We start from the raw sequence: 23,127 nt of genomic DNA, 5'->3' as shown, positions 1-23,127 counted from the left end.
GCCAACGTGAATAGCGAAAGAGGGCAACACTCATTTTCAATTGCCCATCCAAAAGTAATATTCAATACCAACTGGAGGCGTGCATACATTGACCTAGGATCATGGGGCTGCTAAACATGAATCATCATTCATGTTTGTTGAGAGGCATCGTGACACCAAAGACGAAGCGCGGCAAAAACCGCCGCGAGAAAATTCTGCGAGCTGCCGAAAAAGTATTCGGCACAATGGGCTTTGCTGATGCCTCAATTACTGACATCACGCGAGAAGCGGACACTGCTCAAGGCACACTCTACATATACTTTAAAGGCAAGGAACAGGTGTTTTCCGAGCTTGTTGAAGAAATGGGCCACTTAACGCGCGAGGTGATTGCGCAAGCGGTCGCTGGGGCGGACACGCGGTTGGAAGCAGAACGACAAGGCCTAAAGGCATTTTTAGAGTTCGTGCGGGAACGCCCTGAACTCTACACCATTGTCGAAGAAGCCCGATTTGTTGACCCAGTGGCGTACAAATCCTACTTCGCCAATTTTGCCCAAGCATACCAAACCGGACTGGAAGAGGCGCAATCAACCGGTGAAATCAGTGCCGGCGACAGCGAAGTGCGAGCTTGGGCATTGATGGGAATAGCAAAGGCTTTGGGCGAACGGTATGCCATTATGGATCAGGCAACCGATATTGAACATGTCGTGAATGTCGCTTTTGACCTCATCGAAAATGGACTACGTGCATGACGACCCGGTTGGTGACATCATGCCCCATAGACAATTTGTCCAATCAATTGACGGGACGGCGGATCACCCTGAACAACCCCAAACGCAGCAATGCGCTGGTTCCTGAGCTAACACGAGAGCTACTTGTTGAGTTAGAAACCGTTAAAGATCGTGGAGAGAAAATTGTAATAATTGACGCCGAAGGCGCGCACTTCTCCACGGGTGGCGACATTGGTCGCTTCGCTGAACAGATTGATCAAAAAAACGGCCAATCCTTTGCCCACACATTGGTCGAACAACTGCAATTGATTGTGTTCAAGCTTCTAGCTATGGACGCGATTATTGTCACCGCCGCACAAGGGGCAATCACTGGCGGCAGCGCTGGGATTGTGTTTGCGTCAGACCTGGTCGTTTTTGACGAGACCAGTTTCATACAACCTTATTATCGCGAAGTAGGGTTTGCACCTGATGGTGGCTGGAGCGCCTTACTGCCAGAGATTATTGGTGCAAAACGTGCAGCCACAATACAGCTAGCCAACAAACGGATTGAACCGAAAGTGGCCGTTGAATGGGGTATCGGCCAACACCTAACCTCAGTCGGTAAAGCACAAGAAAAAGCACATTCAATCGCAATGGAACTTTCGCGGCTACCAAATTTCGATGCATTGACTATTGCGAAGCGTCTCGTCTGGAACGAAGAAAAGCTGGAAACAATTGAAAGAGGGCTAGAAGCCGAAACAGGTGCGTTTTTAAACCTATTTCGCGCTCCGCATATTCCGTCAACCCTTGCCGCATTTAGCACTGGTCGCGCGAGTTGAACATGCATGATTTCATCCCCGACATGGCTGCGAAGCGTGCAGAACTAACCCCGAAAGACATCGCCTTTACGACATATGAATCTGGCGAACAGTGGAGTTACGAGCGCGTCAATGAGGCGGCAAACAACCTTGCACACAGTCTTAAAGAACTTGGACTCGCGGCAGGTGACCGACTTGGCATTTTGACACGCAACAATGTGGAGTTCTTCGTTACGCTATTTGCTTGTCAAAAAGCGAAATTGGTTTTGGCCCCTTTAAATTGGCGACAGCCCGTCGCCGAATTGAAGCCGGTTATCGAAGGGGTTGGCATTTCCGCAATCATGTTTGACGAACCCAGCGCCGTCGCGGGTGCGCAGTTGGCAAAACAATTTGGCATCGCCTCAATCGGTATCAACGCAAAGGCAGCTCATTCTTTTGACGATCTATGCAAAGGCATAGGCAAGCCAATAAATGCGATGGTGGATGCGAATTCTGTCTGGTATCTGCTGTTCACTTCTGGAACGACCGGGGTGCCAAAAGCGGTGATTCAAACACCAAAAATGGCATGGGCAAATGCGATCAACATTGGACAAGCCATCGGGCTAACGCGGAGCGACCGCGCGGTGAACTATTTGCCGCTTTTTCACACCGCGGGCATAAATCTTTACACACTGCCGGTGTTCCTGAATGGCGGTCATTCAACAATCGTTCCGCAATTTGACGCGGATGCATTGGTGGCGATGATCGGGCGAAAAGAGGTTTCCAAATTCTTTGGCGTACCTGCGATATACCAAATGCTCAGCCTGCGAGATGACTTTGACAAAATAGATTTTGAAGGCATCAAATTCGGGTGCGGCGGTGCGGCATTGGCAGAGAACCTAATTGCAAAATATGCGGCCCGTAGCGCTCTTATTTGCAATGGGTTTGGGATGACTGAAACTGGTCCCACCGCATTCTATATGGACGAAGCTAGCGTTGAAGCGAAGATCGGGTCTGTGGGCAAGGTTCAATCGATGACAAATATGCGGCTAGCGAACGTTCCTGATGGGCAAGAGGGCACCGGCGAAATACAGTTTTGCGGCCCCGCAATAACACCGGGATATTTTCAAGACAATGCAGCGACCGATGCCGCTTTTACCCTCGATGGCTGGCTGAAATCAGGCGATGTTGGACGGCGCGATGCAGATGGTTATGTCTATGTAGTTGACCGCATAAAGGACATGTATATTTCTGGTGGCGAGAATGTTTATCCTGCAGAAGTGGAAAAAGTTCTCGTGACCCATCCAGATATTTTAGAAGCTGCAGTGATCGGTGTCGCTGACGAAAAGTGGGGCGAAGTTGGCGCCGCGTTTTTGCTGCCACGCCCTGACCACAACATCGACACTGCTGCACTAACAGAATGGTGCCGTGCGCGACTTGCGCCATACAAAATTTCAAAGAGTTTTCACGTGGTGGATGATTTTCCGCGCACAGCTGCTGGCAAAATCCGCAAACCCGATTTGAAGGAGATTTATCTCAATGCGCAAGTTTGAAGGTGTGTGGCACCCTACTCAGGCCGACTTTGATTTGTTTGCTGAGATTTCTGGCGACGATAATCCAATACATGTTGATACGGACTTTTCGGCCAAAACACGTTTTGGTCGCACTGTTTCGCACGGCATGTTGCTCTATTCAAAGCTCTGGGGGCTATTGCAGCAGAATGTGCCAGACGCACAACAAGCTTCGCAGGAATTAATGTTTCCGCGCCCGTGCTATGCGGGTGATGTGATCTCGCTAAAGATTGAAGAAACAGAGGCAAACAAGTTTTCAATTACTGCTACACGTCAAAGCAACAACGAGAACGTGTTGGAAGGCACGATGGAATTGACATGATGCACATCGATCAAATTGAGAAAACCACCCGCGCGTATTCTGCCAAAGATATTGAGAACTACGCGCTACAAACCGGTGTTGGTGTAGAAACTATCACGTCTATTCCAGAGCCTTTGTTGGCGGCGCAGATTTCATATCTGTTGGGTGTGAAGCTGCCCGGCAATGGCACCATGTATCTAAAACAAGAAATGGCATTTCCCAATCGCGCGCCGCTTGGCGAACCGATTACCACAAGTGTGCGGATTACAGATTTGCGCAAAGAAAAAGGTCTAGTCGATCTATGGGCGAGCTGTGAGACGGCCGATGGCACAGTGGTGTGCGAGGGACGCTCATTGGTCATGAATAAGGTCAATTGGGACTGAGTCAGTATCCTGATTGCAGCTACAGGCTGCGCGCAAATTCAGCCACAGTTTGAGCGAACTGCTTCGGCTCTTCAAAATGCGGCGCGTGGCCAGAAAGTGCAAAACCTTTCTTGGTCGCTTCTTGCGCCTGCGCAACGATCCAATTGGCCACTGGCTCACCATAGGCCCTGCTTTTTTCGCCATAGCAAACCAACATTGGCACATCAATTTTGGCGATGGTCGCGCGTTCGTCGAGCTTTGTTAGGTCTACCCACATTTGGTGCATCTGTTCAGGATCTTGCTCAGAAATTGTCTTTGCCGCTGCGCTGGCGGGCCAATGATCTGGTCCGGCTTCGGCAGCAAACATGCCCGATGCGACAGCCTTGGCACTCAATGCCCAATCGTCACGCAAATGGGCTGTACTGGCCGCGATGGTTTCTACTGTTCGACCAACAAGCCCCAATTCCCAATCGCCTTCGTTGACGATTTTTGGGCTCATATCAACCGTGATGAGGCCCGCGACTTTTGTTGATCCAAACCGGCGCAAATAGTTCCACGAGATCGCTGCACCCATGGACCAGCCGACAAGAACAATGTCGTTCAAGTCATTGCCAGCAATCAACTTGTGCACGAAATCCGCACACTCATCGATACTCGCCTTCAAATGGGCTGACCCGCCGTGTCCAGGCAGATCAGGGGTATAGCATTCAAAGGCGTCACCCAGTAGCTCAATCTGCTGATCAAAGGCGCTGCCATTCATTGTCCAGCCGTGCAGAAAGATGATCGTTTTTCTTTGTTTTTCCGCCCTCATTTACGTTCACCGCGCAAACGCCCAACAACGCCTTTGGGGAAGAAGTAAACGGAGAGAACAAACAAGATGCCGAGCCACAAAAGCCAACGATCTGGATTAAAGATCAGCGGCAAAAGGGGAAGTGAAGACGTAGCGTCGGCGGCCACCACCATTAGATTTTGCAGATAGTTTTGAGCAATGACAAAAATCGTTGCGCCAATAACCGCCCCGTAAATTGTACCCATACCGCCAATCACGACCATTAGCAGTATGTCGATCATAATCTCAAAACTCAGGGTTGTGTCCGGGCCAACATAGCGCAGCCAAATCGCATAAAGTGAACCAGCAACTGCGGCGCCCACCGCAGAAATGATTGATGCACCGGTGCGGAAAAACACAATCTTGTAGCCAACCGCTTCGGCTCGAAATTCATTTTCTCGGATCGCTTGCAACACCCGACCAAAAGGCGAGTTTACGACGCGTAGGAACACCAGAATAAGTGCCAGGCTGCCAAAGAACATCAAATAGTAATTCAGCAATTTACCATTGATCTTCACCCCCAGCACGGGATCAGCGAGATATTTTTGCGCTGATGTCTGGGCGCGCGGAATCTTGAAGTTCAAGCCATCTTCGCCACCTGTGATACCGGACATTTGGCTGAACAAAACAGCGACAGCTGTGGCCACAGCCAAGGTGATCATGGCAAAGAAAATAGCTCTAACACGCAGACTGAAAAGACCAATGATCGCCGCTAATATTGCCGCAACCAGCGCCCCGGCCAAAGTACCAGCGATCAGCGCATCAAACCCGCGCCCCATATGAACAGACGCGAGTGCAACGCCATATGCACCAACGCCAAAGAACATGGTGTGAGCAAAGCTGACAATACCCGTATAACCAAGCAGCAGATCGTAACTGGCAACCAACGCAATGAAGATGCAAATGCGCGCCGCCGTGTCCAACGACCGAGTGCCGGGGAAAAGGAAAGGGGCAAACGCAAGTCCCAAAAATATGACGACGAGGACAAGCGATAAGATTTTGCTGCGCGGCATGTCGCCAGAAAGGATGTGTTTCAGCATTTTACTTGGCCCTCACGACTGGCACCATGCCTTGGGGTCGCCACATCAAAATGAGCACCATCAATCCAATATTGGAAACAAGGGCGAGTTTGGGGTCGAGGAAGCCAACATAGTTTTGCAAAAGGCCGACCAGCAGCGCACCGATGAAGCATCCTTCAACCGAGCCGAGCCCGCCGATAATGACAACGATAAACACAAGCACCATCAAGTTGCCGCCCATATGCGCGGTGATGACCTCTTGGTATAAACCCCACATCACGCCGCCCAATCCGGCAAGCGCAGAACCTGCAATGAAAATCGAGATGAACACCAGACGCAGCGGATAGCCAAGTGCTTTCACCATCTCGCCATTTTCGACGCCAGCACGCACGATCAATCCAATTTTTGTATGCCGCAGCACCCAACGCATGGCAAAGAAAATGCCCAAGCCAAAAACGACGGCCAGCAAGCGGTATTTCTCAACGGCTGCGCCGAGAAAGATGAATGCGCCCTTGAGCGCTTCAGGGCGGTTGATGAATATCTCATCTGGTCCCCACAGCACCAAAATAAGTTGTTCGACAACGATCATGCCGCCCATGGTGACCAAAATCTGTTTGAGGTGCGCGCCATAGACGGGCTTGACGATGACCCGCTCAAACGCCCAGCCGAGCGCCCCTGCCCCAATCATTGCGCCAACGATTGCCGCTAGAATGGCAAGTATATTGAGGAATAAGGACGGTGCACCGGTGAGTGCGCCAAGGGAAAGCAAAATGGAAATGCCAATAAACGCACCCACCGAAACAAAGGCGCCGTGACCAAAATTGATCACATCCATGAGACCAAACACGAGCGTTAACCCCGAGGCCATGATGAAAATCATCATCCCCATAGCAAGCCCTGAGACTGTTAGCGTCATCCATGAGCTTGGTGCTTGGATTGCGACCATGCCCACCAGCATGAGCAAAGGCACCAGGGCGATTGGGATATAAGGTGCGAACCGATCTTTTAGGCTGGCTTGCCCTAAGGTTGGATTGTGTTGTGGGGCAGTGCTCATGATGCCTCCATGTTCAGGCCCATAAGCCTTTCTTGCAGCTCATTGTCTTGCGCCAACTCGTTCATCGGGCCAGTCCAGATAATCTTGCCATCTTCCATAACTGCGCAATGATCACCCAGATATTTGGCGACTTCGAAATTCTGTTCGACCATCAAAATTGTTGCCCCTTTTGCCTTAAGCTCGGAAAGAGCCGCCGCCATTGTGTTGATAATGGCTGGCGCCAAGCCTTTGGTCGGTTCGTCAATGAGGTAAAGCTGACGTTCTTCTGCCATTGCCCTTGCTATCGAAAGCATCTGTTTTTGACCGCCGGATAAGTTGCCTGCAGCCGAATGCCAAAAGGTCTTCAGCGGCGGAAATGCGAGGAAAATACGATCCATACGCTCTTGCGATAATGGTGCGCTGACCGCTGCCAGCCGCATGTTCTCTTCAACCGTTAGGTCAGAGAATATGCCCATATCCTCAGGCACATAGCCAACACCCTGTTTGGCGATTTGCGCGGTCGGTTGCCTGGTGACGTCCATGCCAGCTAACTCAATAGTGCCTGCGTGCGCCTGCCAAAGCCCCATAATTGTGCGCAATGTGGTTGTTTTGCCTGCGCCATTGCGCCCCAGCAACATAGTCACTTCGCCTTTGGGCACTTCAAGGTTTACGCCATGCAAAATGTTGTATTGGTGGATGTTCGCGTGCACATCTTTTAGCGACAGGAGACTATTCGACATGGCCGAGCGCCTTTCCCATATAGGCCTCTTGCACGATCGACGATGACATCACGGTTGAAGGGTCGCCATCAGCAACTAGCGCGCCATTGTGCAAAACAATAATTCGATCAGCCAGTGTGCGGATGACATCCATCTTGTGCTCAACAAGCAACACACACTTCGTTTGGTCATTTTTGAGCTGTTCGATCAACTCAAGCACCACGGGCGCTTCATCGGCGGACATGCCGGCGGTCGGCTCATCAAACATATAGATCAGCGGATCAAGCGCGATTAGCATCGCCACTTCAAGTTTGCGTTGATCGCCATGTGGTAGGGCCGAAACAATCGTATCGCGCTGGGCGAGCAAATTGACATTTTGCAGCACCTGATCGGCGTCTTCACGAATTTGCACATGATCATCAGCCATTGAAAACAGGTCAAAACCCTTTTTAGCTTTGGATTGGATGACCAGACGTACATTCTCGAACACAGTGAGATTAGGGAATAGATTGGTGAGCTGGAATGCACGCCCAATGCCTCTTTCAGCGCGTCGTGCCACTGGCAATCTAGAAATTTCTTCGCCTGCAACTTGCACTGACCCGGCAGTTGGTGTGATTTGTCCGCTGATCAGATTGAAGTAAGTCGTTTTGCCTGCGCCGTTTGGCCCGACAATGGCGGTTAACTCGCCTGCGGGAAACACACAGCTGATCGCATCAACCGCCACGTGGCCGCCAAATCGGACGGTCAGGTCTTTTGTTGCCAATAATGGATGTGACATTGTTCGCCAATTCATCTGGTTTGGCCGGGGCAAACCGCCCCAGCCAGATTTTTGTGACTATTGATTGCGAATTGGAATTGGCAATTCATCAATTGTCAATTCACGCACCAAACTTGGGATGCCGTAATCGACGTCATCTTTGACCACGGTTTTGAAGTGATACATGGTTTGCAGCGCCTGATGGTCTTCAGGACGGAATGTCATAGTGCCCTTTGGGGTCTCCCAAGACATGCCTTCCATCGCTTCAATCAGCGCTTCAGTATCTGTTGAACCAGCCTTCTTGATGGCTTCAACCGCAGCGATACCTGCTGCCATCCCACCAGCGGTGAAGAAATCTGGCGGGCTGTCATAGCGATCAAAATGCTCTTTAACGAGCCAATCGTTCACAGGGTTGTCGGGCAACTCGTAATAGTAATAGGTCGCCCCTTCCATGCCGGGAAACTCTTTGTAGGCTTTGAGTGCCGCCAAAATGTTGCCACCCGTTGCTATTTCAATGCCGAACCGTGACGGGTCCATAGCATTGATTTTGCTCATCGGGTTGCCACCACCGGCCCATATAATGAACAAGCGTTTTTCGCCTTCAAGGTCTTTCATTGCATTGAAAATACGCTCTGCCGCAGCCGTGAAATCGGTTGTGTCAGTTGGTGCATACTCTTCGTGCGCAATTGAGAAGCCCTTACTGTCCAGCGCTTCGCGGAAAGCAGTGATGCCATCTCGACCGAACGCATAGTCTTGTGCAAGGGTTGCGATGTGAACATTTTCGCCGCCCAGTGCAATCGCGTTGGCGACCGCATCCTGGCTTGAATTGCGACCCGTGCGGAAGATGTAGCGGTTCCAGTTAGATCCGGTGATTGAATCCGCAACTGCAGGTTCAACAATCAAGATCTTCTCATATTCTTCAGCAACTGGAAGCATGGCCAACGCAACACCAGAACTTACTGGGCCGATGGCCAAATCCACCTCATCGTCGCCATAGGCTTCTTCCAACAAAGCTTTGCCATTGTCTGGTTTTAGCTGTGTGTCTTTTTCAATGATGACGATCTTTTCGCCATTAATCTCCCATGTACCGCCCGTGGCATATTCAATGCCCATCTCAAGGCCTACATGGCTTTGTTTCGCATAGGCCTCAAACGGGCCGGTTTTTCCATAAATGTGCGCGATTTTGATGTCAGCGAGCGCGGTCGTGCTCATCAACAATGCGGTAGCTAACCCTAAAATTGGGGCTTTAGTCATCTGGTCCTCCCTCCAAACTAGAATTCATGAAATATGAATCATAATTCATGTTTAGACGAAAATGGAACACGCGTCAATCAAGCTGGCTTGGACAAGCGAACTCGAACGATGCCTAGAGGGCAGGTTTTCTCTGAATGTCAGAATACAAAATTGGCGGCGGGCACCTTGCCAGCCACCAAGCATTTAATGCGCAATCGAAGAGTACGACTAGTCGCGCAACAGGTCTTGCTGCTCCTTAGTGAGCAATCGTGGGGACAGGCCGTGCGTCAACAAAGTAAGCTTTGCCGTCTCTTCCAGCTCTTCAATGGCAAAAACTGCAGCTTCCAAGTCTTTTCCAGCAACGACCGGACCGTGATGGGCGAGAAGGACAGCAGATCGTTTTCCAGCCAGTCCCCGAACTGCATCTCCCATGGCAGGATCGCCAGGTACAAAAAATGGCAGCATCTTCAATTTGCCGACGCGCATAATGGAATAAGCCGTTAGAGGCGGCAACACGTCTTCTGGGTCAATATCGGGCAACAATGATAGCGCAACAGAATGGGTCGAGTGGAGATGAACTACTGCGCCAGTATTGTTTCGTGTTTCGTAAAATGCGCTATGAAGCGGCTTTTCTTTGGTTGGCTTTAAGCCGGAAACCAGCATTCCATCACTATTGAAATGGCTAATTTCGTTCGGATCCAAGAACCCCATAGATTTGCCCGTCGGCGTCACTAACAAATCCCCATTGGACAAGCGTACGGAAATATTGCCAGAGGCACCGCAGGTCAGCCCACGATCAAACATTGACTTGGCCCAAATGCAGATTTGTTCTTTCTGCTTATTGGCTTCGTGCATTTTCACCCCCAAGAACCGCCAATGCCTGCTTAAAGAAATTGGGCTCACCAAAATTTCCAGATTTAAGCGCCAATACTGTGTCGGTTCCAACAACGCTCAATGCGGGTACGCCTGGTGCAATTTCAGGTCCAACATCCATTGCGGCAACGCTTAGACCTTCAACCACAGCGCCGGAAGTTTCTCCGCCAGCAACAATTAGCCTTTCACCGCCAGCGTCAACGAACGCACATGCAAGCTGGGAAAAGAACTGCTCAAAAGCGCTCGCTATTTCTTCGCGGCCAAATTTCGCTTGTGCCTTTTTGACAATTCCAGGGTCAGCTGAAGAGTAGACCATTGGCGCTGTGTCTTGGGCGACCGCCCAGTCTGCAATTTCCTTGGCCGCATACGCGCCAGCAATCATTTGATCTGCTTTCAATTCAAGAACAGCGCCATCTGCCGTTTGTCTATAAAGCTCAACCTGCCCTCGCGTTGCGATTGAACACGAACCTGACAATATCAGAGCTTTGCCTTGCTTGCCTTCCCAATCGTTACCCTCAACAGTTGTGCCAAAGTTTGCAGGCAAGCCCATAGCAATGCCAGATCCCCCTACCAGCAGCTTTCGACCTTTCGCAGCAGCGCCAATTTCCATCAAATCTTGATTTTGGATCGCATCAACAATCACCATTTGCTTGGATGCCGGCATTGAATCTCGAATTGCCTCCGCGCCCTGACAAACAACCGAAAATGGTACGTTGCTCACTTCCCAACTGGTTTGCGGCTTCAAAACCTTGCGAAGATCCGGCTCAGTCATTGGCGTCAGCGGATGATTTTGCATCCCACTCTGATTGAGAAGTTTGTCCCCCACAAACAAATGCGCCTGAAAAACACTCCGACCATTTGCCGGAAATGCTGGGCAAACAAGCACCACAGGTTCACCCAATCTTTCAGCCAAGGCTTCAGCAACCGGGCCAATATTTCCTTCAGGTGTTGAGTCAAAGGTCGAGCACACCTTTAGAACGATCTGTTCTGCCCCCTGCTCCAGCAACCAATCACAAGCGCTAAGGGAGTTCGAGACCGCTTCTTCAATTGGGCAAGTTCGCGACTTAAGCGAAACAACACCCGCATCAACTTCACCAAAATCAGTGGTTGGCACGCCAACGAATTGGCGCGCATTCATGCCATTGGAGCGCAGCATCAATGCAATGTCAGAAGCGCCAGTAAAGTCGTCAGCAATTACACCGATTTTCATATTTCAAAGTCCTTGATCGGGCCCTGATCGAGCCGAAAAATGTGTGGAGCGACAACGCTTGGAAAGTGTTCTCTGACGAGCGGATCATGCCCCGGCACAATCAATTGCGGCTTTGAGGCGAGCGTCTTTAACTGTTCGAAACCTGCAAGCATTTCATCTTTGTCCACAACGATGGGGAAAAGCTTTTGGGCAAAGACATTTTCATAATAGTGAGCCGCATCCGATGCCAAACAAACATAACCCACATCAGTGCGCACCCGCACGGATTGCAGCCCCTTTGAATGCCCGCCAATGCAATGCACCGTTACGCCATCCGCCACTTGGGCGTCGCCATCAACAAATTCAACACGGCCAGAATAGACACGCTTTACCGCTTCGCAGATATGGTCTGCGGTGAACGGTGCGACAAGGGTTGGGTCGCACATGCACGGGCCAGTGGCAAACGCCATTTCGCGTTCCTGCAGATAGAGCTTTGCATTGGGGAACAAGGCCAAACCACCGGCGTGGTCATAATGTAGATGTGTGACAATAATCCGGTCGACATCCACAGCGCTCAACCCCAACGGTTTCAGCGCTTCACGCGGATCAATACTGATAGGACGACCTCGACGTTGACCTTCGTCCATGTCGTAACCAGTATCAACCAGAATGGTCTCTGTGCCTTTTTTGAGAACCCAAATGAAGTAGTCCATATGGTGCGGCACGTTGTGATGCGGATCGTCAATAAAGCTATCGGCGCGGGTTCGCGCATTGCGTTCTGCGTATTTAACCGCGTAGATTTCCCAATTTGACATCAGCTCACCTGACTAAAAGTCTCGACATGTTTTGTTTCGATCATATCAGAAACTTGCCGATCAAATGCGATGAAGTGCGCGCTTTTGAGATGATCACCAAATGCTTCGGGACTGTCGTAAATCTCGTAAAGCAACACCTCATTTGGTCGAGACGGGTCGGTGAGAACATCAAATTGCTTGCACAATGGCTCAAGCGAGACCGACGCATTGGCATTTTGCCTCATGAGGGGCATAAATGCCCCCCAATTTTCTGGTTTGATTTTGAACCTAACGACTACTGCGAACATGATAAGCCCCTTAGCTAAAAACGCCGACCATGGTCATGGAAACTGCAGGCACATAGGTGACAAGCAATAATGCTGCGATCGCGGCAATGTAGAGCAGAGCCATTTTCCGTGCGATGGTGAGCACCCCCACACCCGATATGCGCGAAGCCACATAAAGCGTTGCACCAACTGGTGGTGTAAATAGTCCAACAGCCACGTTACAGGTCATGATGACACCAAGGTGTACTGGGTCGACGCCAAATGTTTGCGCGGTTGGCAAAAACAATGGCGCGGTGAGCAAAATGGCTGGAACTGGATCAAGCACCAGACCCAAGATGAGCAGCACGATATTGACCAACAATAAGAACATCCAAGGGCTGTTAGAGAACTCTTGTACGAACGCCACCAAAATTTGCGGCATTTGCTCCAACGTGATCAGCCAACCCAACACGGTTGTTGCGCCAATAACAACCATCACAACGGCGCTCGTAACGAACGCATCAACGAGCAGTTTGGGCAAATCCTTGATGTGGAAATCGCGATAAACAAACATGGTTACAACTAGACCATAAACAACTGCAAGTGCCGCCGCTTCAGTTGGCGTGACCCAGCCGGTGAAGATACCACCAAGGATAAGGATGGGCATAAAGAGTGCGGGCGCGGTGCCAACAAATGATGTCCACAGCTCGCGGCGGCTCACCCGTTCTCCACCAGCGTCGCAGCCGGTTGATTTACCCACATAGTAACAAACGCCCATAAAGAAGACGCCAAAAATGATGCCAGGCACCATGCCAGCCAAAAACAGATCGGCCACGGAAACATTGCCAACAAATCCATAGATCAACATTGGAATCGATGGCGGAATTATTATGCCGATAGTTCCCGCGGAAGCCACAAGACCGGCTGAAAACCCTTTATCATAGCCCTTCTTGGCCATGTTCTTAATCATCACTGAGCCGATCGCAGCGCTATCTGCAATCGCAGAACCAGAGATGCCACCAAAGATCATTGATGCGCCAACGACGACCATGCCAAGTCCGCCTGGCATAAAACCAAATGAAGCGCGTGCGAAATTGATAATCCGTAGACCAACACCGCCGCGGCTCATCAATTCCCCAGCGATAATAAACAGGGGGATGGCCAAGAAGTGGTTTGGCTCAACGCCACCGATGAAGTTTAGGTAAAGCGCTTGAAGTGGGAAGCCAAGATCGAACACGATTATGGGTAAAACCGCGGTTAGCAAAATCGCCCACACGAGCGGCATACCGAGAAATACGGATGCCAGAAATACAAAAACGACGAACAATAGGGTCACGACAAATCCTCCAGATCGGCGCCGTCATTGTGGTGCGGCGATTGGTTGTCCTTAATCAGGTGAGGTGCGAAAAACTCGACCCCCACATTGTAGAGGTGAAAGATGAGACTTAGCGCCATACCAACGGGCATGGACGCATAGAGCAGCCCAACCGGCCAATAAAGAACCGTAGTTTTTTGCGCCCATGTATGGGTAGAAATAGACCACCCGGTAACAATCAAGCTCAAAAGCAGGAGGATGATGGCCAGATCGATAATCCGAGCGAGCCAAAGTTGAGCCACGGAGGGAAGAACCGTCTCAACGATTTCTGTGACGCGCATATGCGCGCCCCTCGCGACCGCTGCCGCGCAGCCCAGAAAAGTCACCCACAAAAGCAGAAAGGCAGTCACTTCCAGCGACCAAGCAAGGTCGAAACCAGCAAAACCGCGGAGCGACGCATTTGTGAATACTAAAATGACAATTGATGCACCGCCAAGCGCGAGCGCGAAATCGATTAGTCGGCTAAGCCAAACTAGACCAATTGGATAAATCGGTCGAAAGTCCATATCATCCTCCCAGTAGGGAAATGCCGGGGAAAGTTCCCCGACATTCTAAGCATTGTTACATTGCAGGCAGAGCTTCACGGATGTCCGCTGCGTCTTGCAAGATTTGGTTGACCTGCTCTTCGCCATAGACACCGCGTGCTTTTTCATACACTGGGAATACTGCGTTCCGGAATGGTAGGATTTCTGGAACAGCAACAACCGCACCTTCAGCTTTCATTTCTTCAAGCTGTTGTTCCACTGAGTTTTTCACCAAGTGGCGGCTAAAGACTGACGCTTCAGCAGCGGCTTTGCGCACAGCTTCTTTGTCTGCATCGGAGAACTTCTGCCACGTGGCTTCTGAAACAGTAAGCGGCAATGGGCTGTAAACGTGACGTGTAAGCGTGATGTTTGGTGCAACTTCATAAAAGCGAAGTGACTTGATCGTATCCACTGGGTTTTCTTGACCGTTTACGGTGCCCTGTTGGATTGACAAATATACGTCCGTGATTGGCATCACAACGGTTTGGAAACCAATTGCTTCCATAGACCAGCGGATCATATCGTTTGGATATACCCGCATTTTCTGGCCAACCGCATCTTCAGGCGAAGCCAAAGGATTTTTGGTTGTAAAGCTTCGGAAACCCGCTTCCCAAGTTGAAAGTACACGGAAGCCTTTTTCTGGAAGCTTGTCGAACTCACCCTGCAGCCACTTCGAATTATCATATAGCTCCCAACCTTGTTCATATGTATCCACCAAGAAAGGCATTGCCGTTAGGTTTAGCGAAGGCAAGTGGGTTGCGTATGAACCTGTTGCTGAAACGGTAAAATCGATGCCGCCCAACTGCAGCTGCTCAATCGCTTTTGGATCATTTGCAAGCTGGCCCGCTGGGAAAATTCGAACTTCGTAACGGCCTTCTGTATATTCCGCGACCTTTTCAGCAAACACTTCGGCTGCCGCTTGACGCGAACCGCCTGGGTTATCGGTGTGGCTAAACTTTAGCACTTCGGCGGCGTGTGCTGCCATGCCAGCAGCAGCCATCATGCCTGCTGCGATTGCAAGCGTTGAAATGAGTTTCTTCATCATGTTCCTCCCGAACATAAAAATTTTTGTTGCATTACATTGCGTATACATTAAATAATGCATTGTCAACAAACGTACATCAAAATGTGCGTGTGAAATGTGAGATGGAAAAATGTCAGGGACACAAATGGCCAACAAATTTGAGATCGCGGTTTTCAATGGTGATGGGATTGGACCCGAAATAATGGAACCAACGGTGGCCATTTTGAAATCACTTGCGGATGCAAGCGGCGCTTATAGTTTTAAATTCGATTTTGCAGACGCCGGCGCTAGTCACTATGCAAAAACAGGCGTTTCCTTGCCTGAGGCGTCTTTGGAAAGTGCGCGTAATGCCGATGCTATTTTGCTTTCCGCGATGGGTTTGCCCTCAGTTCGATACGAAGATGGCACAGAGATTTCACCGCAGATCGATCTGAGAAAAGAGCTCAACCTTTTTGCTGGTGTTCGCCCCGTCCGCATTGCACCAGGCCAAAAATCACCCCTCAAATTAGAAGAGAATCAGGCCATCGATTTCGTGCTTATTCGTGAAAGCACAGAAGGATTGTTCTATAGCCAAGGCAAAGGTGAAGTCACAAAGGACAGCGCCAGCGAAACCATGATGATTACGCGCCAGACCAGCGAAGACCTTTTTCAGTTTGCATTTTCGTTGGCGAAACAACGCAAGGCGCTAAACCAAGGCAAGGGCGAACTGACCTGCGTTGACAAGGCAAACGTATTCCGCGCGTTCGCATTCTTCCGCGATATTTTTGATAAAGAAGCTGCAAAACACACAGACGTGACCGCAAAACATGCCTATGTTGACGCTACGGCTTTGTGGATGGTTACAAAACCCTGGGACTTTGATGTCTTGGTAACCGAAAACATGTTTGGCGACATTCTTTCCGACCTAGGGGCAGGATTAATGGGTGGATTAGGCCTTGCGCCTTCTGCCGATATTGGCAAGCACAATGCCGTGTTCCAACCCTGTCACGGCTCAGCGCCTGATATTGCGGGGCAAAACATAGCCAATCCATTTGCAATGATACTATCCGCTGCAATGATGCTTGAATGGCTGGGCTTAAAAGCCGACAATCAGCAAATGATCAAGGATGCACAGCTGCTCCGCGATGCGGTAGATGCAGTTGTTGTTGATGGAAAGAAAACCACGCGCGATTTGGGCGGCTCCTCAAACACAACCCAGGCGGGTGAAGCAGTAATGGAACGATTGTAGTATGGCCAGTTCTAAACGCCTAATGGTTGCCTGTTATGGTGCTGGCTATTTTAGTCAGTTTCATTTTGACGCCTGGGATCGGATCAGAGACGCAAAACTTGTTGGAATTGCCAACCGCTCAGTCGACAAAATCCCAGACTTGGGCGTTGAAAAGTTTTCCGATGTTGACGTCATGCTTGCGGAAACGAACCCAGACATTCTCGACATCATTACGCCACCAGTTACGCATCTTTCGGCCATCAAAAGTGGCATTGCGAACGGCGTGCAAGCGATCATTTGCCAAAAACCATTCTGCGAAAACATGGCCCAAGCGAAAGATGCCACCCGACTGGCAAAGGAAGCTGGCGTTCCTCTAATCATTCACGAGAATTTTCGCTTTCAACCTTGGTATCGGCTAATAAAAGCCAAACTTGATGAGGGACTCATCGGCGACTTGCTACAACTGACTTTTCGGTTGCGCACTGGTGATGGCCAAGGAGCGGAAGCATATTTGGAGCGCCAACCCTTTTTTCGCGAGATGGACAAATTGTTGATCCACGAAACTGGCGTTCATTGGATCGACACGTTCAGATATTTATTGGGTGAACCCAAAAGCGTTTACGCTGATCTGCGCCAGCTCAACCCTGTCATCAAGGGAGAAGATGCCGGTTTCATGTTGTTCGACTATGGAAAGGGCAGACGCGCGCTATTTGATGGCAACAGATTATTGGACCACGATGCCAAAAACTGCCGAACAACTTTGGGCGAAGCCTTAGTTGAAGGCACAAGGGGCACACTCAATTTGCAGGGTAATGGAGCCGTGACATTTCGAAAGTTTGGTACTCAAGACACCGAGATTTTGTTAGAAGAACAGGACTGGGGCGGATTCGCTGGTGATTGTGTATTTGCCCTTCAACAACATGTGGTTGACGGAATTCTTGGACGTGGTCAATTTGAAAATGGGGCCGAAGACTACTTAAGAGTTATTGAAATCGAAGACGCTGCGTATAAATCTGCAGCGCAAAACAAACGGGTGGACATCTAATAAAGTGAGCCAAGAACAGCGGACGAAGTCACAAACGAAAACAGCGATTGATGGTTTGAAGGAGTTGATATTTTCTGGCGAACTGCCTGCCGGCTCTGACCATTTGGAGACTGAACTCGCTCAACGACTTGGCATGTCCCGGACCCCTGTTCGCGAGGCAACCCTAATGCTGGAGGGGCAAGGTTTGCTTGAAGTGCGTCCGCGTAAAGGTGTCCGTATTTTGTCGCTCTCCGTCGTTGACATGGACGAGATTTATGAGTTGCTCACTGAACTTGAAAGCCTTGCCGCTCGTCGGGCGGCAAACGCTGGACATAGCAAGGACGATTTGAGTGTTCTAGCGAACGCCATTGACGAGATGGAAACAGCGCTTGCAAGTGAAGATCGAGAATCCTGGGCACGCGCCGACGAAAAATTTCATACAGAATTAGTACGCTTGGGCGGAAATAGCCGGGTCATTTCAATTGTAGCAAACTTCAATAACCAAGTGCGCCGTGCGCGTGCGATGACGCTATATATTCGTCCATTGCCGGAAAAATCCAACGAAGACCACCGTGCTGTGTTGGAAGCTATTGCAGCTGGCGACGCGGCGCTTGCCTTTTCCGTTCACCATGAACACCGTTCGAATGCGCGCAAAATGCTTATTGAACTACTGAAGAAACACGGTTTGAAACACGTATAGAACACTTCTTGTTTTGCTTTTCAGAGCAAATCGCGCCACCATGCCCGAAAACACCATTGCATAATACCAACTAAATTTGCCGTCTACCTGCCCTCCCGTTGCGACAAGCAGCCTAGCATCCAAAATATCGAAGATGATCCGCACACAATAGCGCCACAAAAGATAGCTATTCAGCTTTTGCATCAACACCCCACGAAGGACGCTCCTAAAATGTCTAAATTGTCCGCAATCAAAAATGCAAAAGTCGTTCTTGGAGACGAAATCATAATTGGCAGCATCGGGGTGAGCGACGGAGAGATTATTTCCGTCGATCAAAGTAGCGGAACGACCGGATTGGATTTTCAGGGTGACTATTTGTTGCCGGGCCTTATAGAGCTTCATACTGACCAGCTCGAAAATCATTATCGACCAAGACCTGGCATATTCTGGAACCCTATGGCGGCCCTTCAAGCTCATGATGCGCAGGTCGCAGCATCAGGTATTACAACCGTTTACGATGCCGTTCGCCTTGGGTCGGATGCGGACACGAAAAATATGGGTGAGCATGTTGATGTTCTTGTTGGCGCAATTGAACAAGCCAATAGAGAACAGCGATTGCGCGCAGAACATCTTGTGCATTTGCGCTGCGAGTTATCATCGCATGACACCCTCGACCAATTTGACCAATATTGCGAACGAGAGATTGTCAAACTTGCCAGCTTGATGGACCACACACCGGGGCAAAGACAATTCGTCAAGATGGAGCAATATTACGCTTACTACCAAGGAAGAACAGGCAGATCCGATGCGGAAATGGAACGTTTCATTGCTGATCGCAAAGCGGATCAAGCTAAGTATTCAGATCGAAACCGAAGGGCGATTGTTGCGCGGAGCCGTGAAGCTGGTCTTGCGCTTGCAAGCCATGACGACGCCACCATTGCACATGTTGACGAGGCATTGGAAGACGGAGTCGCAATTTCTGAGTTCCCAACCACACTGGATGCAGCCCTTGCCGCCAGGAATGCGGAGCTAGCAATTTTGATGGGCGCACCAAATGTGGTTCGCGGTAAATCGCATTCTGGAAACATCTCTGCCACCGATTTGGCCGAACAAGGATTGCTCGATATTTTGAGCTCTGACTATGTTCCATTTTCGCTTCTGCAGGCAGCCTTTTCATTGACGAAAAACAGCGACCAAATATCCCTGCCTCAATCTGTTGCTCTGGTTACGAAAAACCCTGCAAAGGCTGCAGGGCTGGAGGATCGAGGTGAAATTGCGCAAGGCAAAAGAGCCGACTTAGTTCGCGTCACGCTTCCAGAGGATGGCGTGCCGATTGTACGCGCTGTGTGGCGCGACGGCTTACGGATAGCCTAAAGTGGTGCAAAAAAGGACCTACCCAGGGACATTGGTCTTGGTCGTCGGCAGCTCTGGAGTGGGAAAAGACAGCTTGTTGGCGGGGGCACGAAATCAACTCACAGGCCACGCCAGTTTCAGTTTCCCAAAGAGGCTGGTGACGCGCAAACCGGTTTCGGACCTTGAGGACCATGACACCGTTACATTCGACGAGTACTTGGGATTGGTCAGCAAAGGCAGCGCCGCACTAAGCTGGCAAGCGCATGGTCTCGGGTACATTATCCCCAAGACTATTGAAAATGACTTAGAAGTCGGCAAGGTCGTTGCGTGCAATGTCTCCCGCACCATAATCGCTGACGCCGCGAATAAATATCCGGTGCATGTCGTCAACATTGTTGCCGAGTTGGAACTGCGTGCAAAAAGACTGGCAAATAGGGGACGCGAGAACGAAGACAGCATTAGGCGTCGCCTCGCTCGAGAACCAATCGCACTCCCCACAGACATCCCAACAACTGAAATATCAAACAACGGCGAGATGAGAGTCGGCATAAAGGCTTTGGTTGATTTGCTTGTCTCGCTGCAGACACAAAATCAGGAATAACAGGTTCGCCCAGTCTGGGATGACATTAGAACGTGCACTGATCAAACCTAATATAAGGACCATGCCAAAGCCAGATTTTTGGTCTGGCAGCATCTTCCCAATTGCCATTATCATACTCTCTTGCAGCGATGGTTGTAACGCCTAAACCAATCCAACAAACGTGACCGAACCCGAATTAAGTTTGTCAATGCAAATGACCGAATGCGCTTGTTGTCCGGCAACAAATCCGCCGTATTCTGGGAACCGCTTGATAACGCTGGCTGGAACACTCGTAGCACATGCAAGCGCTTCTTCTAATTCTATTTGGGCAAAATCCCTTAGGTTTTGCACGCTGTTTGCAAGGTCAATATTTGCACCGGCTAATGTCCCATCTGAGAGCTCCAAGCGCTCATTTCGCATTTGCACCGTGCGGCCACCAAAGTTAAATTCGAGGGCCTCTGATCCCGTGAGTGCCATAGTGTCAGAAACTAGGAACAAGCCCCGAGACGGCGCTTTGGTTTGGAATGCAATGGAAACGTTGGTTGGATGCACATGATGTCCGTCAACAATTATGCCGGCTGCAAGGCACTTGTTGGAAAGAACAGCACCAACTAGACCAGGCGCCCGGCCGCAAGTCTGACTCATAGCGTTGAACAAATGCGTTGCACAAGTTGCTCCAGCTCTAATTGCAGCCATGCATGCCTCGTAATCGCCATTTGTGTGCCCAAGCGATACAATTGCACCTGCTCTGCAAAGCTTTTCGATTTGCTCTGGCGAAACAGATTCCACCGCTACAGTGACCATGAGGGTGGGCAAAAGCGCAGCGGCGGCGCATAGCACTTCGAGGTCTTTTTCGTCCATGGGCCGGATCAGGTCGGCGTCGTGCGCACCTTTCTTACAAACCGCTAGATGTGGACCTTCAAGGTGCAAACCCAAAATGCCTGGCACTTGATTTTCAATGGCCTTTGAAACTGCCGCTATCGCGAGATCAACTTGTTTCGGCGTGTCCGTTGTTAAGGTAGGCAACAACGCAGTGGTGCCTGTCTTAATGTGCACAGCAGACATGCGTGCTATGGTTTCAACTGATGGGTCATGGGTTAACAAAAGGCCACCCCCACCATTCACCTGCAGGTCAACAAAACCGGGTGCAACAATTTGACCAGGAAATGGCTTCACAAGGCAATTTGCGGGCACGAGGTTGTTTTCAAAGATGCCCTCGACGTTGCCGTTGTGAAGGACCAAGCTTTTTCCCCAATGCATGTTTTCACCGTCAAAAACGGCATCACCCGTAAAGGCAACCTTAGAATTCATTCAGAAACTCATTTTTCAAAATCGGGATTAAGTCTTTTGGAGTGTTTTGAAAACTCCGACAAAGCAATTGCGCCGACCAATGCACTGTCGTGCATCAAGTTTGCTGCAACAATATCTGGGCGAAACAGCTCTGGCTCAAAACTCAAGTGCTCTTGCACACTCGAAAGATAGCCCGGCGACAGACCAATTGAGCCACCAAGCGTAACTTTTTGTAGGCCGAGGGTCGTTGTTAGATCTGCGCATAGAATTGCAATGGCTTTCGCCGAGGTCTGCGTGATCTCAAGCGCCCAATTCGCGCCGTCAGCCGCAGCTTCAAAAACGTCGCGTGCGCTTCTGACTCTGTGGCCATTCTGATTTGCTATTCTGGATATGGCGCGACCGCCAGCTATGCTTTCTACCGTCGCTGTACGTCCGCTCCCGCAGATTGCGCTCGATAATCGGCTTGACGCAAACCCGACATGTCCAGCCAAACCATTGGGACTAGAAATTGGCATTCCATCAATTACAATGCCTCCACCTACTCCTGTAGATACGGTTACATAGGCAAAATGTGAAGTGCCAGCACCGCTGCCAAACCGGGCCTCAGCAAAGGCCGCCGCGATTGCATCGTTGCAGACAAAAACGGTGCAACCCAACCGCGCTTTCAGCAGTTCTTTGATCGGCGTATCTTGAATACTCGTCAGCGTGCCCACGTTGACTGCCGACCACACACCTTGTGTGGTGACGCGTCCGGCAACGGCAATGCTCACGGCATCAGGGATTTGCCAACCAACTTGGATCAATAGCCTTTCAATGGCATCGACTTGTTCACCCGGTGAAGCACCTGATGCCGTTGCACACTGAACACGTTCGGTGATTTTTCCATTTTCGATGCGGGCAGCGGCGAGCTTGGTGCCGCCCAAATCGACCGCAAATCCTTTCACACCCTCGATGTTTAGCTGTTGGTTCATCTGCGCTCTGCCGCATCCACGAACCAGCTGGTTGTAACTTCCAGCCGTGTCAAAGCACTTCCGACAGTAACCGCATTTGCGCCCTGCTCCAGCGCTAGGGCCGCCAACTCGGGGGTATTGAAACGTCCTTCCGCCATAACAAATGCATCAAGGGTTGCAAACTTCTGCACCAAGCTCAAATCGGGTGCATCGGTTGATGCAGAGTTGGTGCCAACATAACCAGAAAGCGTTGTCCCAACGATTTGCGCACCAGAATTTATCGCGTATTGCGCATCTTCGAAGCTAGCACAATCGGCCATTGCAATAACGTCCTGCTGCAGGATCGCTGCAACGATGTCTTCGCGCTGATCCGTGCGTGGTCTATCAGTTGCATCATAGGCAATCACATCAGCACCGGCTTTTGCTAAGGCTTCAACATCCTCAACAGAAGGCGTGATGCGCACATGAGTGCTGACCAAATCGCGCTTTGTGATCGCGATGATGGGCGCATTCACTAGCCGCCGCACCGCAATGGTGTTTTCAACACCTTCTACGCGGACCGCTATGGCACCACCTGCGATTGCTGCGGCTGCCATCGCTGCGATAATGTTGGGTTGATCCATTTGCCCATTGGGCACTGGCTGGCAGGACACAACGATCCCGCCATCCAAGGTTTTAAGGAGTTTCATTGA

General features: G+C 50.4%; 26 protein-coding genes. 10 read left to right on the top strand and 16 right to left on the bottom strand.

Annotated features, from left to right (window positions below; genetic code table 11):
- Positions 1 to 149: 149 nt before the first annotated feature.
- Genes QQL65_RS07950 through QQL65_RS07930 form a run of 5 tightly spaced genes read left to right on the top strand, consistent with a single transcriptional unit; the run spans position 150 to position 3,738 of the window.
- Entirely contained in the window at positions 150 to 728 is a 579-nt protein-coding gene (locus QQL65_RS07950) for a TetR/AcrR family transcriptional regulator (RefSeq protein WP_284363438.1), read from the top strand.
- Positions 725 to 1,525 (top strand): enoyl-CoA hydratase/isomerase family protein, encoded by an 801-nt coding sequence (locus QQL65_RS07945; protein ID WP_284363436.1) that lies wholly within the window; start codon positions 725 to 727, stop codon positions 1,523 to 1,525. Before QQL65_RS07950 ends, QQL65_RS07945 begins: the two co-directional genes overlap by 4 nt.
- 2 nt (positions 1,526 to 1,527) lie before the next feature.
- Entirely contained in the window at positions 1,528 to 3,036 is a 1,509-nt protein-coding gene (locus QQL65_RS07940; RefSeq protein WP_284363433.1) for a class I adenylate-forming enzyme family protein, read from the top strand.
- On the top strand, positions 3,023 to 3,376 hold the full coding sequence (locus QQL65_RS07935) for a MaoC/PaaZ C-terminal domain-containing protein (RefSeq protein WP_284363430.1): 354 nt from the start codon (positions 3,023 to 3,025) through the stop codon (positions 3,374 to 3,376). The genes QQL65_RS07940 and QQL65_RS07935 overlap by 14 nt, the downstream gene beginning before the upstream one ends.
- A complete protein-coding gene (locus QQL65_RS07930) occupies positions 3,373 to 3,738 on the top strand; it encodes a hotdog family protein (RefSeq protein WP_284363427.1) in 366 nt (121 codons plus the stop codon). The genes QQL65_RS07935 and QQL65_RS07930 overlap by 4 nt, the downstream gene beginning before the upstream one ends.
- A 19-nt stretch (positions 3,739 to 3,757) precedes the next feature.
- Here the strand turns inward: QQL65_RS07930 and QQL65_RS07925 are convergent, their stop codons facing one another.
- The 13 genes from QQL65_RS07925 to QQL65_RS07865 all read right to left on the bottom strand — a co-directional run bounded on the left by QQL65_RS07925 (position 3,758) and on the right by QQL65_RS07865 (position 15,373).
- Positions 3,758 to 4,528 (bottom strand): alpha/beta fold hydrolase, encoded by a 771-nt coding sequence (locus tag QQL65_RS07925; protein ID WP_284363424.1) that lies wholly within the window; start codon positions 4,526 to 4,528, stop codon positions 3,758 to 3,760.
- A complete protein-coding gene (locus QQL65_RS07920) occupies positions 4,525 to 5,586 on the bottom strand; it encodes a branched-chain amino acid ABC transporter permease (RefSeq protein ID WP_284363422.1) in 1,062 nt (353 codons plus the stop codon). Before QQL65_RS07920 ends, QQL65_RS07925 begins: the two co-directional genes overlap by 4 nt.
- A 1-nt stretch (position 5,587) precedes the next feature.
- Positions 5,588 to 6,619, bottom strand: coding sequence for a branched-chain amino acid ABC transporter permease (locus QQL65_RS07915; RefSeq protein ID WP_284363419.1), 1,032 nt, complete (start codon positions 6,617 to 6,619; stop codon positions 5,588 to 5,590).
- Positions 6,616 to 7,338 (bottom strand): ABC transporter ATP-binding protein, encoded by a 723-nt coding sequence (locus tag QQL65_RS07910; RefSeq protein WP_284363416.1) that lies wholly within the window; start codon positions 7,336 to 7,338, stop codon positions 6,616 to 6,618. Before QQL65_RS07910 ends, QQL65_RS07915 begins: the two co-directional genes overlap by 4 nt.
- Positions 7,328 to 8,095 carry an ABC transporter ATP-binding protein gene (locus tag QQL65_RS07905; RefSeq protein ID WP_284363413.1) on the bottom strand — a complete coding sequence of 256 codons (768 nt, stop codon included), beginning with the start codon at positions 8,093 to 8,095 and terminating at the stop codon, positions 7,328 to 7,330. Before QQL65_RS07905 ends, QQL65_RS07910 begins: the two co-directional genes overlap by 11 nt.
- Positions 8,096 to 8,152: 57 nt before the next feature.
- Positions 8,153 to 9,328, bottom strand: a complete 1,176-nt coding sequence (locus QQL65_RS07900; RefSeq protein ID WP_284363410.1) for a substrate-binding domain-containing protein — start codon at positions 9,326 to 9,328, stop codon at positions 8,153 to 8,155.
- Positions 9,329 to 9,535: 207 nt separating this feature from the next.
- Entirely contained in the window at positions 9,536 to 10,162 is a 627-nt protein-coding gene (otnC, locus tag QQL65_RS07895; RefSeq protein ID WP_284363407.1) for a 3-oxo-tetronate 4-phosphate decarboxylase, read from the bottom strand.
- Entirely contained in the window at positions 10,146 to 11,390 is a 1,245-nt protein-coding gene (gene otnK, locus QQL65_RS07890) for a 3-oxo-tetronate kinase (protein ID WP_284363404.1), read from the bottom strand. Before otnK ends, otnC begins: the two co-directional genes overlap by 17 nt.
- Entirely contained in the window at positions 11,387 to 12,184 is a 798-nt protein-coding gene (locus QQL65_RS07885) for an N-acyl homoserine lactonase family protein (protein ID WP_284363401.1), read from the bottom strand. Before QQL65_RS07885 ends, otnK begins: the two co-directional genes overlap by 4 nt.
- On the bottom strand, positions 12,184 to 12,471 hold the full coding sequence (locus QQL65_RS07880) for a putative quinol monooxygenase (protein WP_284363399.1): 288 nt from the start codon (positions 12,469 to 12,471) through the stop codon (positions 12,184 to 12,186). Before QQL65_RS07880 ends, QQL65_RS07885 begins: the two co-directional genes overlap by 1 nt.
- 10 nt (positions 12,472 to 12,481) lie before the next feature.
- Positions 12,482 to 13,765 carry a TRAP transporter large permease gene (locus tag QQL65_RS07875; RefSeq protein WP_284363397.1) on the bottom strand — a complete coding sequence of 428 codons (1,284 nt, stop codon included), beginning with the start codon at positions 13,763 to 13,765 and terminating at the stop codon, positions 12,482 to 12,484.
- Positions 13,762 to 14,310: a TRAP transporter small permease gene (locus tag QQL65_RS07870; protein ID WP_284363394.1), complete on the bottom strand. Its 549-nt coding sequence runs from the start codon at positions 14,308 to 14,310 to the stop codon at positions 13,762 to 13,764. The genes QQL65_RS07875 and QQL65_RS07870 overlap by 4 nt, the downstream gene beginning before the upstream one ends.
- Positions 14,311 to 14,365: 55 nt before the next feature.
- A complete protein-coding gene (locus QQL65_RS07865) occupies positions 14,366 to 15,373 on the bottom strand; it encodes a TRAP transporter substrate-binding protein (RefSeq protein WP_284363392.1) in 1,008 nt (335 codons plus the stop codon).
- 109 nt (positions 15,374 to 15,482) lie between these two features.
- Between QQL65_RS07865 and QQL65_RS07860 the strand changes: the two genes are divergently transcribed.
- From QQL65_RS07860 to phnN, 5 genes are all read left to right on the top strand, one after another.
- Entirely contained in the window at positions 15,483 to 16,580 is a 1,098-nt protein-coding gene (locus QQL65_RS07860) for an isocitrate/isopropylmalate dehydrogenase family protein (RefSeq protein WP_284363388.1), read from the top strand.
- A gap of 1 nt (position 16,581) precedes the next feature.
- Positions 16,582 to 17,604: a Gfo/Idh/MocA family protein gene (locus tag QQL65_RS07855; RefSeq protein ID WP_284363386.1), complete on the top strand. Its 1,023-nt coding sequence runs from the start codon at positions 16,582 to 16,584 to the stop codon at positions 17,602 to 17,604.
- A 4-nt stretch (positions 17,605 to 17,608) separates the two neighbouring features.
- Positions 17,609 to 18,283, top strand: coding sequence for a GntR family transcriptional regulator (locus tag QQL65_RS07850; protein ID WP_284363382.1), 675 nt, complete (start codon positions 17,609 to 17,611; stop codon positions 18,281 to 18,283).
- A gap of 210 nt (positions 18,284 to 18,493) precedes the next feature.
- Positions 18,494 to 19,636 (top strand): alpha-D-ribose 1-methylphosphonate 5-triphosphate diphosphatase, encoded by a 1,143-nt coding sequence (locus tag QQL65_RS07845; RefSeq protein ID WP_284363380.1) that lies wholly within the window; start codon positions 18,494 to 18,496, stop codon positions 19,634 to 19,636.
- A gap of 1 nt (position 19,637) precedes the next feature.
- Complete coding sequence (gene phnN, locus QQL65_RS07840) at positions 19,638 to 20,216, top strand: phosphonate metabolism protein/1,5-bisphosphokinase (PRPP-forming) PhnN (protein ID WP_348529139.1); 579 nt, start codon at positions 19,638 to 19,640, stop codon at positions 20,214 to 20,216.
- 141 nt (positions 20,217 to 20,357) lie between these two features.
- Here the strand turns inward: phnN and nagA are convergent, their stop codons facing one another.
- From nagA to QQL65_RS07825, 3 genes are read right to left on the bottom strand one after another with little or no spacing between them, the layout of a single operon-like run.
- On the bottom strand, positions 20,358 to 21,506 hold the full coding sequence (nagA, locus tag QQL65_RS07835; RefSeq protein ID WP_284363377.1) for an N-acetylglucosamine-6-phosphate deacetylase: 1,149 nt from the start codon (positions 21,504 to 21,506) through the stop codon (positions 20,358 to 20,360).
- An 8-nt stretch (positions 21,507 to 21,514) separates the two neighbouring features.
- Complete coding sequence (locus QQL65_RS07830; RefSeq protein ID WP_284363376.1) at positions 21,515 to 22,456, bottom strand: ROK family protein; 942 nt, start codon at positions 22,454 to 22,456, stop codon at positions 21,515 to 21,517.
- Positions 22,453 to 23,124 (bottom strand): N-acetylmannosamine-6-phosphate 2-epimerase, encoded by a 672-nt coding sequence (locus QQL65_RS07825; protein WP_284363373.1) that lies wholly within the window; start codon positions 23,122 to 23,124, stop codon positions 22,453 to 22,455. The genes QQL65_RS07830 and QQL65_RS07825 overlap by 4 nt, the downstream gene beginning before the upstream one ends.
- Between the last annotated feature and the right edge of the window lie 3 nt (positions 23,125 to 23,127).

The sequence above is a fragment of the Maritalea porphyrae genome, assembly GCF_030159895.1.
Lineage (GTDB): Bacteria > Pseudomonadota > Alphaproteobacteria > Rhizobiales > Devosiaceae > Maritalea > Maritalea porphyrae.
Note: the sequence above shows the minus strand (reverse complement) of the source record. Positions and strands in the feature narration are given on the sequence as shown.

Coding starts and splice junctions, on each gene's coding strand:
- QQL65_RS07945 (WP_284363436.1), top strand. CDS start 725: ATGACGACCCGGTTGGTGACATCATGCCCCATAGACAATTTGTCCAAT.
- QQL65_RS07940 (WP_284363433.1), top strand. CDS start 1,528: ATGCATGATTTCATCCCCGACATGGCTGCGAAGCGTGCAGAACTAACC.
- QQL65_RS07935 (WP_284363430.1), top strand. CDS start 3,023: ATGCGCAAGTTTGAAGGTGTGTGGCACCCTACTCAGGCCGACTTTGAT.
- QQL65_RS07930 (WP_284363427.1), top strand. CDS start 3,373: ATGATGCACATCGATCAAATTGAGAAAACCACCCGCGCGTATTCTGCC.
- QQL65_RS07925 (WP_284363424.1), bottom strand. CDS start 4,528: ATGAGGGCGGAAAAACAAAGAAAAACGATCATCTTTCTGCACGGCTGG.
- QQL65_RS07920 (WP_284363422.1), bottom strand. CDS start 5,586: ATGCTGAAACACATCCTTTCTGGCGACATGCCGCGCAGCAAAATCTTA.
- QQL65_RS07915 (WP_284363419.1), bottom strand. CDS start 6,619: ATGAGCACTGCCCCACAACACAATCCAACCTTAGGGCAAGCCAGCCTA.
- QQL65_RS07910 (WP_284363416.1), bottom strand. CDS start 7,338: ATGTCGAATAGTCTCCTGTCGCTAAAAGATGTGCACGCGAACATCCAC.
- QQL65_RS07905 (WP_284363413.1), bottom strand. CDS start 8,095: ATGTCACATCCATTATTGGCAACAAAAGACCTGACCGTCCGATTTGGC.
- QQL65_RS07900 (WP_284363410.1), bottom strand. CDS start 9,328: ATGACTAAAGCCCCAATTTTAGGGTTAGCTACCGCATTGTTGATGAGC.
- otnC (WP_284363407.1), bottom strand. CDS start 10,162: ATGCACGAAGCCAATAAGCAGAAAGAACAAATCTGCATTTGGGCCAAG.
- otnK (WP_284363404.1), bottom strand. CDS start 11,390: ATGAAAATCGGTGTAATTGCTGACGACTTTACTGGCGCTTCTGACATT.
- QQL65_RS07885 (WP_284363401.1), bottom strand. CDS start 12,184: ATGTCAAATTGGGAAATCTACGCGGTTAAATACGCAGAACGCAATGCG.
- QQL65_RS07880 (WP_284363399.1), bottom strand. CDS start 12,471: ATGTTCGCAGTAGTCGTTAGGTTCAAAATCAAACCAGAAAATTGGGGG.
- QQL65_RS07870 (WP_284363394.1), bottom strand. CDS start 14,310: ATGGACTTTCGACCGATTTATCCAATTGGTCTAGTTTGGCTTAGCCGA.
- QQL65_RS07865 (WP_284363392.1), bottom strand. CDS start 15,373: ATGATGAAGAAACTCATTTCAACGCTTGCAATCGCAGCAGGCATGATG.
- QQL65_RS07860 (WP_284363388.1), top strand. CDS start 15,483: ATGTCAGGGACACAAATGGCCAACAAATTTGAGATCGCGGTTTTCAAT.
- QQL65_RS07855 (WP_284363386.1), top strand. CDS start 16,582: ATGGCCAGTTCTAAACGCCTAATGGTTGCCTGTTATGGTGCTGGCTAT.
- QQL65_RS07845 (WP_284363380.1), top strand. CDS start 18,494: ATGTCTAAATTGTCCGCAATCAAAAATGCAAAAGTCGTTCTTGGAGAC.
- nagA (WP_284363377.1), bottom strand. CDS start 21,506: ATGAATTCTAAGGTTGCCTTTACGGGTGATGCCGTTTTTGACGGTGAA.
- QQL65_RS07830 (WP_284363376.1), bottom strand. CDS start 22,456: ATGAACCAACAGCTAAACATCGAGGGTGTGAAAGGATTTGCGGTCGAT.
- QQL65_RS07825 (WP_284363373.1), bottom strand. CDS start 23,124: ATGAAACTCCTTAAAACCTTGGATGGCGGGATCGTTGTGTCCTGCCAG.